This window comes from Nocardioides salsibiostraticola, from assembly GCF_054783655.1.
The window spans coordinates 453371-466814 of the sequence record NZ_BAAGQD010000026.1; the positions used below are offsets into that span (position 1 = coordinate 453371).

The window sequence follows — 13444 nt, forward strand, 5'->3', positions numbered from 1 at the left end:
TGTGTGGTCGTTGGTGGGTTCGTTCGTGCTGCGACGGCCGCGTCGGCCGGGGTGGTGCTCAGTCTGGCTTTCGACCCGTTCGGCATCTGGCTGGCCGCGCCTCTGGCGGTGGCCATCGCGACTGGGCTGTTCGCCGAACCGTCGGCCCAGCCCTGGCGGACGCTGAGGCATGGCTACATCGTCGGGGTCGGCTTCTTCGGGGTCCACCTGTGGTGGTTGACGGCATCCATCGGGTTCACCGCCTGGCTGCTCGTCGTGTTGGCCGAGGCCACGTGGTTCTGCGCGACCGCGCTGCTCGTCCGGTGGGGAGCCGGCTCACGGTTGCGCGTCCTCGTCTGGGGTCTGGCCTGGGTCGCACCCGAGATCCTCCGCGGGAGGATGCCTTTCGGAGGCTTCCCCTGGGGTCGTCTGGGGTTCTCGGTGATCGACAGTCCCTGGGCCGCGGCGCTGCCGTATCTGGGCATCACCGGGGTGTCGCTCCTGGTCGCCCTGGTGGGTAGCAGTTTCGCGGCTGTGGTCGTCGAGGGCCGCCCGATGACTGTCCGGCGAGGCAGCGTGCCGGCCGCCGTGGTTCTAGCGAGTCTGATTCCCGCTGTGTTGCCCTACGCGCCGGTCGTCACCGGCTCCACCAGCGTGGCGGTGATTCAAAGTGGCGTTCCGGGCGACGGCACGCAGGTGGCGCCGTACGGCGCCCGGATCGTCCGGGAGACCGCCGATGCAACCGTGGATCTGGCCGCAGCGATCGCGCGAGGGGAGCGGCCGCCGGTGGACCTGGTCGTGTGGGCCGAGAACTCGACGTCCACCGATCCCTACGTCGACGGGGAGACCAGGGGCCAGATCGATCGTGCCGTGGCGGCCACCGGCCGACCCCTGCTCGTGGGGGCGCTCGTGGACGGCCCGACCCCCCAGACCCTGTTCAACCGCACGGTGGTGTGGTTGCCGTCCGGCCCGGCGGCTGGGACCGGCTACACCAAGGCGCACCCGGTCCCCTTCGGCGAGTACATCCCTCTGCGCGGTCTGCTCTCCGGGATCTCTTCCCAGCTCAACGCGGTTCCCCGCGACGCGCTGCCCGGCCGGGACCCGGTGCCCCTGGCGGTGGCAGGGGTGCGCCTGGCCATGGCGATCTGCTTCGACATCGCCTTCGACGAGCCGCTGAGGCAGCAGGTGCGCGACGGTTCAGACCTGATCGTCGTCCAAACGAGCAACGCGACGTTCACCGGCACCACGCAGCCCGATCAGCAGTTCGCCATCTCTCGCGCGCGGGCCCTGGAGGCGGGTCGCTCGGTGGTGGTCGCCTCCCTGAACGGCCGCTCGGGGGTCATCTCCCCCCAGGGGATCGTCCAGGCGGAACTCCCGGTGGAGGAGACGGCTACCGCGGTGGTCGACGTCGAGACCAGCGACAGCCTGACCCCTGCGGTCAGGTTCGGACGGATCTTGGACCTGGGGGCGCTCCTGCTGGCCGCGTTGTTCATTGTCGTGGTGCTGCTGCGTCGCCACCCTCGGTTCAGTCGGCGGCTACCGTCTGCCGCCGGCGAGGACCTAGGGTTCAGGTATCCGGGTCCCGCCCGGGAGATCCAGGAGACGGCACCTTGTCCGACATCAGCGCGAGGTCGGTGAAGCCTGGCCTACCGGGGCTCCTGGTCCTGGTCGCGATCCTGGCTGCGGCCGGTGTGGTGGCGGCGTTGGTGGGTCTGCCCGACAAGGAGTCTTTGCGCCAGCAGGTCTCGGACGCCGGCGCCCTGGCCCCCGCGGCCTTCATCGGCATCTACGCCCTGCTGACGCTGCTTCCTCTGCCCAAGAACGTGTTCTCCGGGCTGGCGGGCATCCTGTTCGGCCTGGTGTGGGGAGTCGTGGTGGTGATGGTGGCCGCTCTTCTCGGGGCCGCCGCTGCCTTCGGGCTGAGTCGGCTGCTGGGCCGGGACGCCGTCGAGCGGCTGATCGGGAACCGGGTGGCTCGGGTGGACGACCTGCTGAGCCGGAGGGGAATTCTGTCGGTCGTGGTGGTGCGGATGGTCCCCGTGTTGCCCTTCACCGCGATCAACTACGCGGCGGGGCTGACCGCGGTCCGGACCAGGGACTACGCCATCGGTACGACGCTGGGCATTCTCCCGGGGACCGTCTCCTTCGTGGCGCTCGGAGCGTATGGAACCCATCCGGGTTCGTGGCCCTTCGTGGTGTCTGTGGCGGCGCTGCTGCTGCTCACGGTCGGCGGGCTCATCGTCGCCCGACGGTCCCGGGCGAAGCGCTAGCGGTCCGTCACCACTCGCTGAGGGTGGAGAAGGAGGCGCCAGTGTCGTCGCTGCTCAACAGCGCCTTCTCGGTCGCGACGTAGATCGTGCCGTCCGCGGTGACCGTCATGGCCTGGGGCCGGTCGACCTGGGCCCCGGGGGTCCAGGAGTCGGGGTCTGTGGCGCTGAAGACCTGGCCATCCGGGTCGATGCCGACCAGGGTCCCGTCGGTCGACCAGTCGACCAGGAGGAGGGTCGGCGCGTTCTGGGCGACCTCGAAGTTTTGCCCACGGTCCTCGCTGCGCAGGACTCCGCTCTCCGAGGTGGCGAGCAGCGTCTCGGTCGCGGGGTCGACCGCGATGTCGGCTACGGGTTCGGGGAGTTGCACGGTGTCCCAGGTCTGGCCGTCGTCTGCGGTCCGCATCAGCTGGGTCCCACCGTTGACGCCGTAGATCGCGCCAGCGGTGGCCGACAGGGAGTGGAAGTCCGCCTGCCCCCCGAGGGAGACCTCCTCGAAGGTGTCGCCACCGTCGGTGGAGGTGATCAGACCCAGTGCGGAGGGGCCCTCCTCGCCCTCGCCGGGGTGTCCGCTCGCGAAGAAGGTCCCGTCCTCGTCGACGGTGAATCCCATCAGGTCCGTGGTGCGATCGTTGACCGGTGTCGGCGAGCCCTCGCCGTCCAGGGCGAACAGGCCGTCATGGGTGGCGATGAGGAGTTCGCCACCGGGCGCCTGGCTCAGCCCGTGCACGTGATCCGGCTCGAACGCACGCGTGCTGGGGTCGCTGTCCGAACAGCCCGACAGGAGGACAGAAAGGGCGATGGTGCCGCCGACGGCGGCGAGGGTCTTGTTGAGAGCCACGAAACATCCTTCGAACGAGTACGACGGAACTTAGTAGTAATCGTTGCACAAGCCCGGGTGAGTCCGTGTCACGAGGGACGGCACTCCCAGCGAGAGCATGGGCCAGGTCGTAAAGGCTTTGTGTAGATCACGGTCTTGTCGTCAGAGCTGACCTACGGTCGTTGATCGTACTGACGCTATCGACGAACGGAACTCTCTGCATGCCCCATCTGCCGATGCCCACCACGGTGCTCAGGATCGCCGCGATCGCTTCCCTGGGGGGCGGCGCGATTCACCTCGCGGTGACGCCTGATCATTACGCCACCTGGTGGGTGACCGGAGTCTTCTTCCTCGCGCTGGCCGTCTTCCAGCTCGCCTGGGGTGCCGTGGTGTTGGCCCGCCCCGCAGCGGCTCTGGCCGGAGGCTTCTGGGGCCGATCGCTGTGGCTCTCGGCGGCGATCGTCAGCGCAGGGTCGATCATTCTGTGGGTGTTGACTCGATCGGTGATCGGCGAGCCGTTCGGCCCCAACGCGGGGACCGCGCTCCCGATCGGTCCCGCGGGCATCATCAGCAGCGTCCTGGAGGCCGGCGTACTGCTCGGGCTGCTCGTGGCTCGCCGGGTCCGTCCCGAGAAGACCTTGATGGCGGGCATTCCCCTGCTGGTCGCGTCCACCCTGGTGCTCGGGGGTGCCTCGGCGTACGGCGTGACAGCGGGTCTGTCTCACGACCACGGCGACCACGCCGACACCCACCTGGACGAGGGGAATCACGACGACGGGCACGACGACGGGCATGACCCGGCGCCGGAGGACCTGATCGACGGCGAGGTCCCATCGAGCCCCAAGAACCCCAAGGCTCCGGGGAAGTCAGAGCCGCCGAAGCCAACGGAGAACTCCGACGACGCTCACGAGGACGACGGCCACGGGCACTGACGTCTAGCGAGCCGGGTCGTCAGCCGATCTCGTCGCCAGCCAGTGCCTTGGCGGCCAGACGCTCCTCCTCGCTGACCTCCCAGACCTCGTACGCCGCGTGGAGGGCCAGCACGATGATGAAGCAGCCCAGAATGAGGTCGGGCCACCCGGAGTCGGTCCACAACGTGACGATGCCCATCGCGATGATGGTGACGTTGACCAACACATCGTTGCGCGCCGACAGGAAGGCTGCCCTGCTCAAAGATCCGCCTTCGTGGCGGAGCCCCGCGAGGAGCCAGGCGCTGGTCCCGTTGACGACGATGGCGCCGAGTGAGGCGAGCACCAGAGGCAGGACGAGCGGTGCGGTGGGGTCGGCGAACTGGCCGATGGCCTTCCACCCGGCAACTGATGCTGGGCCCAGGATGATGAGGGCCATGACCTTGCCGGTGACCGCGCGGTGGGCCAGCGGCCAACCCAGCGCGATGAAGATGAGCAGATTGACCGCCGTGTCCTCGAGGAAGTCGACGCTGTCGGCCAGGAGAGCGACCGAACCGGCTGACAGCGCCACGGCGAACTCGACGAAGAAGTAGGCGAAGTTCAGCGCCGCGACGATCAGAACCACACGTTTGAGACGGGCTTCCATCAACTGCTCCTTCTCCAGCGCCTTGTGATCATTGGGCAAACATGTCAGGCGGCGAGGTAGCCCATCGACAGCGCACCGATCAGGACGGTGCCGAGCCCGATTCGGTAGGCGACGAAGCGGTTGAACGAGTGGCTTGCGACAAAGCGCAGGAGCCACGCGATGGTGGCGTAGATGATCCACCAGCCGAACCGGTAGTCGTGCTCGTCACGACGCTCGCGGTGGGCCAACCCACCGAACCAGGCCCGGGCGATCCGGGCGATATCACCGTAGGACGGCTTGGCCGAGGCTGATCGCTGACATGCAGATTCCCTTGGTCGACGTGGTCGTGCGCTCGGCGCAGCCTCCCGTCTCGAACCTGCCTCTCACCTGACCGCGGTGGCGCTCGTGGTCAGGTTCCCGTCAGGCCCGGCGGCGCATGATCGACCCATGGAGCTAACGCAGGTCGAGCCGCGCGATCGGATCCGAGGATGGGCGTCCCGCAGCAAGCAGGCGGCGGTCGCCGTGGTGCTGGTGGGCTCCACCCTCTTCGCGGGCCCGGTCCCGACCGCTTCGGCGGTGTCGTCTCCTGACCCGGTGCGCGTCATGGTCGCCGCACCCGGGGCCGCGGTCTCGAGCGACGCCGAGCGGGCGCTGGGCGCTCGCCTGGCTGTGGAGTACTCCGGCGCTGTCCCGGCCGCCGATGTCGAATCGCTGGTTCGTCGAGTCAGTCGACGGCTGCGTAAGGACGCTTCGCCGCCCGAACGGCTGCTGAGCACCGCCGAGGCCATCTGCCGCCGTGCCCTCACCGACTACCTCGCCCGTGGCGTGTTGTTGCCCGCAGCCTGACCCGCTTCCAGCTGGGGTGGCTACTCGTCCTCGTCGAACCGAGGAAGCTGCACCACGAACCGGGCTCCGCCCAACGGGCTCTCGTCGACCGAGACCGATCCGTCGTACGACGTGACGATGGTGTGGACGATCGCGAGACCGAGACCGCTCCCACCGTCGTCCCGAGCGCGGGCCTCGTCGAGGCGAACGAACCGCTCGAAGACTCGCTCGCGGTCCGCCGGGGGCACCCCGGCTCCGTCGTCCTCCACGGTGAGGGTCACCGTCGTCAGGTCTTCGCGAAGAGTCAGCGCGACGGACCCCAATGCGTGCCGCTGGGCGTTGTCGACGAGGTTGCGCAGGGCCTGAGCGAGAAGCAACGGGTCGCCAGCGACCCTGCCAGCGGACACCCCGGCGATGTCGACCCGGAGCTGGGTGGACTGGCGGAGGCGAGCGGTCTCCTCGAAGACCAGATCGTCCAGATCGACCGGGCCCGCGGGATGTTGCGGTGAACGCTCGTCCAGGCGGGCCAGACTCAGCAGTGCGACGACGAGCCGTTCGAGGCGGGTCGATTCGATCCGCACGGTGTCCACGAACTCCGTGGTGCTGAGGTGGTCGGGATACTCCGTGGCCACCTCGAGGTTCTGCATGATCGAGGCGATCGGGGACCGCAGCTCGTGGGCGGCGTCGGAGACGAACTGGCGCTGCTGTTTCTGGCCGCGGTCCAGACGCTCGAGCATCCGGTTCATGGTGTCGGTCAACCGACCGATCTCGTCGTGCCGTTCGGGCTCCGGTAGGCGCCGGTGCAGCTGAGAGGTGCCGATCTCCTCGGCCTCCCGGCGGATGCGGTCGACCGGCGCCAGGGTGCGACCCACGACGAGCCAGGTGACTGCACCCACGATCAGGACCATCGCCGGGAAACCGATGAGGAGCAGGCTCCGGACCGACCCGAGCGCGTCATCGACGTCTTCCAGGCTGGCCCCCACGATCACGGTTCGACGCCCCTGCGACGTGTCCACACTGGAATCCGCGACGATGTAGAGGTCGTGGTCGTCGTCGACGCGAACCTTGTCGCCGCTGCGAACCGGGTCCTCTCCGAGCATGTTGTCGGTGGCCGCGACCACCCGCCCATCGCGGTCGAGGATCTGGATGAACTCGTCGTCATCGTCGCCGACCGAGGAGAGCGCGGCGCCGTCGACGCCGGGGCTGCGCGACAGGGCGGACGCGATGGAGTCCGCACGGATCTCGACACTTGCGCGGGCGCTGTCGGTCAGGCGCGAGTTCAGCTGCTGAACCAGGAGGAGGGATCCCGCAGCCAGCGCGACTCCGACGACGATGACCGCGACGAGGGTGATCCGCACGCGCAGGGGAGCCGATCGGGACCGCTCAGCCACCGTCGCTCGCCAATCGGTATCCCGAGCCACGCACGGTCTCCAGCGCTCGGCGAGCGAAGGGGTTGTCGATCTTGGTCCGGATCCGACGCACGTACACCTCCACGATGTTCGGGTCGCCCTCGAAGTCGTAGTTCCACACATGATCGAGGATGTCCCGCTTGGAGACCACCGCCCCCTTGTTGCGGATGAGGTACTCCAGGACGGTGAACTCGCGTGCCGTCAGGGAAAGCTCCTGCTCGCCTCGACGGACCCGCTTGGCGGAGGGATCGAGGTGGAGATCCCCGGCCTGGAGGACGACCGGTCGTTCGGCCGCGCCACGACGGAGGAGGGACCGGATCCTGGCCAACAGGAGCTGGAACGAGAACGGTTTCGTCATGTAGTCGTCCGCCCCGGTGTCGAGACCCTCGATCTGGTCCCAGGTCCCGTCCTTCGCGGTGAGCATGAGGATCGGGGTCCAGTTCTCGTCGGCCCGGAGGGCCTCGCACACCTTGTAGCCGTTCATTTTCGGCAGCATGATGTCCAGAAGGATCAGGTCGTAGCTCTCCTCCCGAGCCATCCACAGCCCCTCGACCCCGTCGTGGACCACGTCGACGGCGAAGCCCTCGGCCTCCAGCCCCCGGCGCAAACCGTCGGCCAGACGCACCTCGTCCTCCACGACCAGCACCCTCATGGCCCTTCGCCTCTCATCACAGTTCAGTGTGAGGGATCCGGCCTGAATGCGGGCTGAACGGCCGCGGGATCAGTTCGGAGCAGCCTCGTCGGCTTCGTCGTCCGGGTCGTCCGCGTCGTCCACCGCCTCGGTCTCTTGGCTGACGACGGCGAAGGACCTGTCGAGCTGGACCTCGATCTCCTGACCGTTGTCGAGAAGGACCTCCACCTCGTAGGCGGAACCGGGCTCGTCGCTGGCCTCCGACTCGGTCACCTTTCCGCCGCCGGCGGCCTTCAGAGCCGCGTCGCTGGCCTGGGTCAGCGTGGTCCCGGTCAGGGGGGTGTCCTTGTCGTTCTCCTCGTCGCCGCCCGAGCCGCCCGCGAACGCGGTAGCCACTCCGCCGACGGTCAGCACCGCCGCACCGGCCAACGTTCCTGCGCCGATCCAGATCTTCTTGGTCTTCGTCATGTTGGAAACCCTCCTGGTTGATGTGGTGTCGAGAGGCAACAGTGATGGAGGGACGCTGACGGGCTCCTGACTGTTCCTGAACACCCATCTGTGTGGGTCGCGTCCGGCGTCTGCCGGATCAGAAGCAGTCCAGGCCACCCTTGTCGAGGACCTCGCCGTCGACGTCGAGGAAGCGCCACTCGAAGGCGTCCGGACGCAGTTTCAGGTCGAGGACGCCGAAGACCTGGTCGGCCGCAAACTCCGAGCCCGGCTGTAGGTCGCCGATCGAGTACTGCGACCGTCCACCGGTTCCGACGACGAAGTGAGTGGTGCCCGACTCCGGGTCGGTGACGTTGCCGTCCGCGTCGATGGGCGCGAAGCGCTCGTAGTCGTGTTCGTGGGCGGCGAGGGAGAGGTCGACGCCACCCTCGACGGCTGCTCGCCACAGCCCGTCGACCTGCTCCTGGGACCCGTGTTCGACCCCTGAGGACCAACGGGGGTGGTGCATCGCGATCGCGGTGCAGGTCGTGGGGTTGGCCGCCAGGTCGTCGGCCAACCAGCGTGCCTCCTCGTCGCAGTCGATCTGATCGCAGTTGGAGTCGAGGAGGTAGAACCGCCAGGCCCCGATCTCCCGGACGTAGTACGGGCCGGTGTCGAAGTAGCGGGCGTACCCCGCAGCACCCTCGGTCTCGTACTCGTGGTTGCCCGGGACCGGCGCGATGATGTCGTCGAACTGTCCCCAGCTGGGGGCCCAACTCTTCAGGAACTCGTCGTACAGACCCTCGGTGTACTGAAGGTCTCCCAGGGCCACTACCGCGTCCGGATCGAGCGAGCTCGCGAGGTCCGCGGTGGCCTGCTGCTGGCACTCGGTGTCGGTGACCTCCAGGTCCGAGGAGCAGACGATGTCACCGACCGCCACCACGTCGACCGTCGCCTCGGGTCCGGCCGTCGTCGAGGGCAGACCGGCCTCGGGACCGCGGATCTCGTCGGTGGGGGTGTCGGCGGGGGTGCTGCATCCGGCGACCGTGAGGGCGACGGCGACGAGGAGCGCCGTGGTTCGGCGAGGTGAAGGGACGCGACGTCCTCGAGTGATGGGATCTCTCACGCCAACCATGATGCGGCCTCAGCGATCAGACGGCCCGGTCGGCGCGACGCTGCTGGACGGTGAACCAGCTGACCGCTGCCACGATCACGACCAAGAATAGGCCGCTGGTCCCGTTGGCGCCCAGCCCGAGGCCACCGTCGGCGGGGGCCTGGGTCAGGTAGTCACCCATCGAGGCGCCGAAGGGGCGGGTCAGGATGTAGGCGGTCCAGAAGGCGAGGACGGCGTTCAGGCCGCCCTTGAGGTGGGCCAGGGTGACCAGAGCGATCAGTACGCCGAACAGCCCGGCGGAGGGCAGGTAGCCCAGGGCCAGCTTCTCGCCCACCAGGTCTCCGGCCGAGGTGCCCAGAGCGAAGGTGACCAGGATGGCCGACCAGTAGAACGCCTCGCGGCGGCTGGTCAGGATGGTGTGGATCGACAAGGTGCGCTCCGAGCGGAACCAGGCGGCGAACACGGCCGCGAGGGCGACGCTGAAGGCGATCGTCGTGGTCCACAGGCTGACTCCGAGATTGTCGACCAGATTGTCGGTGATCAGGGTGCCCATGATGCTGATCAGGACCACCGAGGTCCAGTAGATCGCCGGGACGTAGCGGGTGGCGCGGAACTGGAAGGCCAGGGCGACCGCGGTCAGACCGGCCATGATCAGCGAGGTGCCGGTCAGGCCGAGGCCGACGTTGCCGGCGAGGAAGTCGGCGGCGGTCTCGCCAACGGTGGTGGAGAGGATCTTCACCACCCAGAAGAGCAGGAAGACCTCGGGGACCTTGTTGAGCATGGTCCGCCCGATTCGGGAGGGGCTGTTGAAGGGACGGTTGGCGGCGGGGATGGACGAGGGCCTCGTGGCCGGCGTCGGGTTCGGTGTGGTCATGGACAGAGATTGCGGTCCGGAGCCTGCCCATGACCTGACTGGTTCAGTGCCTCAGACGCGGGGGAGTCGGACGGTGAAGCGGGTCGGGCCGGCGGGGTGAGTCAGTACGACGTCACCGCCGCAGGACTGAGCCACCCGCCGAGCCAGGGAGAGGCCGAGGCCCGCTCCGGAGCCGCCGCCACTGGTCGTGCCTGCGTCGAAGATCGCGGCGGGGTCGCCCTGCACACCAGGACCGTCGTCCTCGACGATCACGTCCACGGTGGAGGTGGTGTCGGATGCGACCTGGACTCGGACAACAGAGTCGGCGAACCGTACGGCGTTGGCGACGATCGGGGTGAGCGTTCGCACCGCCAGGGCGTGGGGAAGGCCGAGCTGCAGATCCGGTACGTCGACCTCGACGTCGACCTCGCCGGGGGCGTTGCGGACGACCTCGTCGACGACCTCGGCCAGCGACGAGACAGCCGACTCGGCAACGTCCCGTTCGTTGCGCGCCAGCTCCAGCAGCGTCGAGATTGTGCTGGTCATCCGGTGGGCTGCGGCGGAGATCTCCGTCAGGTCCTCGCGGGTGGAGGCGGAGAGATCCTCGTTCATCAGGGCGAGGTCGGCGTTTCCCTGGATGGTGGTCAGCGGGGTGCGCAGTTCGTGGGCCAACTCCGAGGTGAGGCGCTGCTCGGACCGGATGGCGGCGGTGACCCGGTCCAGCAGGGAGTCCAGCGTCCCGGCGAGCGCGGTCAGCTCGTTGGTGGGTGGTCCGAGGTCGAAGCGGCGGGAGAGGTCGTGTTCGCTCCAGTCGGCGGCGGTGCTGGCCAGCACGGAGACCGGCTTCAGAGCCCGCCTGGTGACCCACGCGGCGAGGGCGGCTGCGGCGGCAGTGGCCAGGGCGCCGGTCGCCAGGCTGACCATCAGGGCGTACACCTCGGCCTCCTCGTACGGCGTGATCGATTCGTCCACGATCACCACACCTGGGGTGCCTGCCCCCGTTGTGAACGGAAGGGCCAGCAGACGTCGATCGTCATCGTCGTCGCGCTGCTCGAGGCTGTCGGCTCGGCTGAGATCGGCATAGGCGTCGGCCAACCCGGGTGGGACGAAACCCGACACGAGAACCCCGTTCGCGTCGTACACCGCGACCCCTCGGTCCAGCGCCGAGGCGGGGACCGACAGGTCGGCCCCGGCTGAGTCGCTGGTGACCGAACCGGCCACCGCCTCGGCACGGTCCTCGAGGACGCGGTCGACGTTGCGGGTGGTCTGGGAGGCGAGGATGAGTTGCACGACCAGGGTCAACAGGACCATCGCGAAGGCGGTGACGCAGGCGGTGAGGATGACGATCTGCCGCTGGAAGGATCCCGTCGGAACCGCAGCCACGCTTGCAGGCGGGTTCGTCACGAGAGTCGGAATCCGATGCCGCGGACGGTTTCGATGGTGACCGGCGAGTCGATCGAGTCGAGCTTCACCCGGATCCGTCGGATGAACGAGTCGATGGTGTTCTCGCTGACGATGGAGCCGTCGGGCCAGGCGGCGGCCACCACGGCTTTGCGCCGAGCCACCTCGCCGGGGCGCGAGGTGATCGCCGCGAGCATCCGGTACTCGGTGGGCGTCAGATTGGCCTCGCCCCCCGGGCAGCGCACCCGGTGTCCCGCTGGGTCGAGCACCAGCCCCGTCGAGGGTGCAGTCGCCGGGCGTCCCCGGCGACCGAGCGCCTCGACCCGCAGCAGGAACTCCTTGATGTCGAACGGCTTGGCCACGTAGTCGTCGCCGCCGGCGTGGAACCCCGCGATGCGGTCGTGCACCGCACCGAGGGCGGTCAGGAAGAGGACCGGCGCGGACTGTCCGCCGGAACGAAGCGCCTGTACGACGTCACGACCGTCGGAGTCGGGCAGGCCGACGTCCATCACGATCACCTCGACCCCGCTGCTGGCGTCGAGGTTCCGCAACGCTTCCCCGCCGTCGTGGGTGCTGCGGACCTCGTGGCCGGCCGATTCCAGGGCTCGAGAGACCAGCCGACGGATGGCCGGGTCGTCCTCACAGATTCCGATCAGCATCGCGGTTCCTTCCGTTGCTGCGGTCAGCGTCCCACGAGGACCCTGTCGTCAACCTGACTGAATCCGGGTGGTCTCAGTCAGGTTCACGTCAGGTCGTCGGTGTCACGGTGAGCTCAGTCAGCACCGACCCACCGGAAGAAGCCCGTCATGACCGCCACCGCCGTACAGCCCCGGCCCTCGACCCCGCCACGCGTCCGGGTTCGGCGTCGACGCGCGGTCAGCGAACGGGGACTCCTGGCCGGGGTGATCCTGGGCGCCGTCGCGGTGCTCGGGCTCTGGTGGCACGACACGACGATGCTGCCCGGCTTGGGGGAGTGGGTGACCGCCGCCGGCCGGGTCACCGGCCTGCTCGGCGGTTACGCCATCGTTGTGGCGTTGCTGCTGATGTGCCGTGCTCCCTGGATCGACCACGCTCTCGGCACCGATCGCCTCTCCCGCTGGCACGCGATGTCGGGGCGCTACCTCTTCGGGCTGTTGAGCGCCCACGCCGCTCTGATCACTTGGGGTTACGCCCTGACCTCCGGAACGAGCCTGTGGGCCCAGACCAATCTCATGCTGGTCGCGGTGCCCAACGTGCTGATCGCCGCTATCGGCTACGCGTTGTTCGTCGTGGTCGGAGTGATGTCGGCCCGGCAGGTCCGTCGCCGGGTCAGCTACGAGGCCTGGTATCTCATCCACCTGCTGACCTATGTCGCGATCGGCCTGAGCTTCCTGCACGTCCTGACCGTCGGGGCGGACTTCCAGACCGGGTGGGCCAAGGCCTTCTGGATCGCGATGTACGCCGCGGTCACAGTCCTGCTGGTCTGGTACCGCTGGCTCAACCCGGTGCGCAACGCCATGCGCCACCACCCACGCGTCGCTGCGGTGACCACCGAGGGGCCGGGAGTCGTCTCGATCTCGGTCGCCGGGCGCGACCTGGGCCGGCTGGGGGCCGAGGCGGGACAGTTCTTCCGGTGGCGGTTCCTGACGCCGAGTGGGTGGTGGCAGTCGCACCCCTACTCCCTGTCCGCCGTGCCCACCGACACCGAGCTGAGGATCACCGTGAAGGCACTGGGCAAGCACAGCGAACAGCTGGCGAGCCTGCGGCCCGGCACCCGGGTCCTGATGGAGGGCCCGTACGGCGCTCTCACCGTCGCTCGCCGCCGCAACCACGGCGTACTCCTTCTTGCCGGAGGCATCGGCATCACGCCCCTGCGGGCGATGCTCGAGCACCATCACAACGAGGGCCCGGACGCGGGACCGGTGACCCTGATCTATCGGGCCCGCACGGTCGCCGATTTGGTGCACCGCGCGGAGATCGACCAGTTGGGCGGGGCCGACCACATCGAGATCCTCTACGGGGTCGGCGATCCCGGTGGTGACGACGACGTGTTCGTCGCCGATCGCCTGAGCTCTGCGGTTTCTGATCTCCAGGAGCGTGACGTCTACCTCTGCGGTCCCGCCCCGTTCATGGGGGCTGCCACGGAGAGCCTCCTGCGCTGCGGAGTCGCCCCACGCCACATCCACGCCGAACGCTTCGAGTTCTAG

General features: G+C 68.6%; 15 protein-coding genes. 5 read left to right on the top strand and 10 right to left on the bottom strand.

What is annotated here, in order from left to right:
- The first annotated feature begins 3 nt into the window (after positions 1 to 3).
- Both lnt and ACYVLV_RS16580 read left to right on the top strand, forming a co-directional pair.
- Positions 4 to 1617, top strand: a complete 1614-nt coding sequence (gene lnt, locus ACYVLV_RS16575) for an apolipoprotein N-acyltransferase (RefSeq protein ID WP_460811577.1) — start codon at positions 4 to 6, stop codon at positions 1615 to 1617.
- Positions 1590 to 2249 (top strand): TVP38/TMEM64 family protein, encoded by a 660-nt coding sequence (locus ACYVLV_RS16580; protein ID WP_460811581.1) that lies wholly within the window; start codon positions 1590 to 1592, stop codon positions 2247 to 2249. The genes lnt and ACYVLV_RS16580 overlap by 28 nt, the downstream gene beginning before the upstream one ends.
- Before the next feature lie 7 nt (positions 2250 to 2256).
- Here the strand turns inward: ACYVLV_RS16580 and ACYVLV_RS16585 are convergent, their stop codons facing one another.
- A complete protein-coding gene (locus tag ACYVLV_RS16585) occupies positions 2257 to 3087 on the bottom strand; it encodes a F510_1955 family glycosylhydrolase (protein WP_460811583.1) in 831 nt (276 codons plus the stop codon).
- Between the two features lie 200 nt (positions 3088 to 3287).
- Between ACYVLV_RS16585 and ACYVLV_RS16590 the strand changes: the two genes are divergently transcribed.
- Complete coding sequence (locus ACYVLV_RS16590; protein WP_460811586.1) at positions 3288 to 3998, top strand: hypothetical protein; 711 nt, start codon at positions 3288 to 3290, stop codon at positions 3996 to 3998.
- A gap of 19 nt (positions 3999 to 4017) precedes the next feature.
- Here ACYVLV_RS16590 and ACYVLV_RS16595 read toward each other — a convergent pair whose 3' ends face one another.
- The gene (locus tag ACYVLV_RS16595; protein ID WP_460811589.1) at positions 4018 to 4620 is read right to left on the bottom strand and encodes a cation transporter; all 603 of its coding nucleotides are present in this window, start codon (positions 4618 to 4620) and stop codon (positions 4018 to 4020) included.
- A 44-nt stretch (positions 4621 to 4664) separates the two neighbouring features.
- Positions 4665 to 4847 (bottom strand): hypothetical protein, encoded by a 183-nt coding sequence (locus ACYVLV_RS16600; protein ID WP_460811591.1) that lies wholly within the window; start codon positions 4845 to 4847, stop codon positions 4665 to 4667.
- 199 nt (positions 4848 to 5046) lie between these two features.
- Here ACYVLV_RS16600 and ACYVLV_RS16605 point away from each other — a divergent pair, with 199 nt between their 5' ends.
- Positions 5047 to 5445: a hypothetical protein gene (locus tag ACYVLV_RS16605; protein WP_460811593.1), complete on the top strand. Its 399-nt coding sequence runs from the start codon at positions 5047 to 5049 to the stop codon at positions 5443 to 5445.
- Between the two features lie 20 nt (positions 5446 to 5465).
- Here the strand turns inward: ACYVLV_RS16605 and ACYVLV_RS16610 are convergent, their stop codons facing one another.
- The 7 genes from ACYVLV_RS16610 to ACYVLV_RS16640 form a co-directional block, all read right to left on the bottom strand.
- Positions 5466 to 6815 carry a sensor histidine kinase gene (locus ACYVLV_RS16610; RefSeq protein WP_460811597.1) on the bottom strand — a complete coding sequence of 450 codons (1350 nt, stop codon included), beginning with the start codon at positions 6813 to 6815 and terminating at the stop codon, positions 5466 to 5468.
- Positions 6808 to 7485 (bottom strand): response regulator transcription factor, encoded by a 678-nt coding sequence (locus ACYVLV_RS16615; RefSeq protein WP_460811600.1) that lies wholly within the window; start codon positions 7483 to 7485, stop codon positions 6808 to 6810. The genes ACYVLV_RS16610 and ACYVLV_RS16615 overlap by 8 nt, the downstream gene beginning before the upstream one ends.
- 69 nt (positions 7486 to 7554) lie before the next feature.
- The gene (locus tag ACYVLV_RS16620; RefSeq protein WP_460811603.1) at positions 7555 to 7932 is read right to left on the bottom strand and encodes a PepSY domain-containing protein; all 378 of its coding nucleotides are present in this window, start codon (positions 7930 to 7932) and stop codon (positions 7555 to 7557) included.
- Between the two features lie 118 nt (positions 7933 to 8050).
- On the bottom strand, positions 8051 to 9016 hold the full coding sequence (locus ACYVLV_RS16625; RefSeq protein ID WP_460811608.1) for a metallophosphoesterase family protein: 966 nt from the start codon (positions 9014 to 9016) through the stop codon (positions 8051 to 8053).
- 25 nt (positions 9017 to 9041) lie between these two features.
- Positions 9042 to 9878, bottom strand: a complete 837-nt coding sequence (locus ACYVLV_RS16630) for a COG4705 family protein (protein WP_460811611.1) — start codon at positions 9876 to 9878, stop codon at positions 9042 to 9044.
- A gap of 51 nt (positions 9879 to 9929) precedes the next feature.
- Positions 9930 to 11240 (bottom strand): sensor histidine kinase, encoded by a 1311-nt coding sequence (locus ACYVLV_RS16635; RefSeq protein ID WP_460811613.1) that lies wholly within the window; start codon positions 11238 to 11240, stop codon positions 9930 to 9932.
- 17 nt (positions 11241 to 11257) lie between these two features.
- Positions 11258 to 11917, bottom strand: coding sequence for a response regulator transcription factor (locus tag ACYVLV_RS16640; protein WP_460811616.1), 660 nt, complete (start codon positions 11915 to 11917; stop codon positions 11258 to 11260).
- Positions 11918 to 12064: 147 nt separating this feature from the next.
- Between ACYVLV_RS16640 and ACYVLV_RS16645 the strand changes: the two genes are divergently transcribed.
- Positions 12065 to 13444 (top strand): ferredoxin reductase family protein, encoded by a 1380-nt coding sequence (locus tag ACYVLV_RS16645; RefSeq protein WP_460811618.1) that lies wholly within the window; start codon positions 12065 to 12067, stop codon positions 13442 to 13444.

What these genes read in the sequence shown, in the direction of transcription:
- ACYVLV_RS16590 (WP_460811586.1), top strand. Translation starts at nt 3,288, where the DNA reads ATGCCCCATCTGCCGATGCCCACCACGGTGCTCAGGATCGCCGCGATC.
- ACYVLV_RS16595 (WP_460811589.1), bottom strand. Translation starts at nt 4,620, where the DNA reads ATGGAAGCCCGTCTCAAACGTGTGGTTCTGATCGTCGCGGCGCTGAAC.
- ACYVLV_RS16605 (WP_460811593.1), top strand. Translation starts at nt 5,047, where the DNA reads ATGGAGCTAACGCAGGTCGAGCCGCGCGATCGGATCCGAGGATGGGCG.
- ACYVLV_RS16615 (WP_460811600.1), bottom strand. Translation starts at nt 7,485, where the DNA reads ATGAGGGTGCTGGTCGTGGAGGACGAGGTGCGTCTGGCCGACGGTTTG.
- ACYVLV_RS16620 (WP_460811603.1), bottom strand. Translation starts at nt 7,932, where the DNA reads ATGACGAAGACCAAGAAGATCTGGATCGGCGCAGGAACGTTGGCCGGT.
- ACYVLV_RS16630 (WP_460811611.1), bottom strand. Translation starts at nt 9,878, where the DNA reads ATGACCACACCGAACCCGACGCCGGCCACGAGGCCCTCGTCCATCCCC.
- ACYVLV_RS16640 (WP_460811616.1), bottom strand. Translation starts at nt 11,917, where the DNA reads ATGCTGATCGGAATCTGTGAGGACGACCCGGCCATCCGTCGGCTGGTC.
- ACYVLV_RS16645 (WP_460811618.1), top strand. Translation starts at nt 12,065, where the DNA reads ATGACCGCCACCGCCGTACAGCCCCGGCCCTCGACCCCGCCACGCGTC.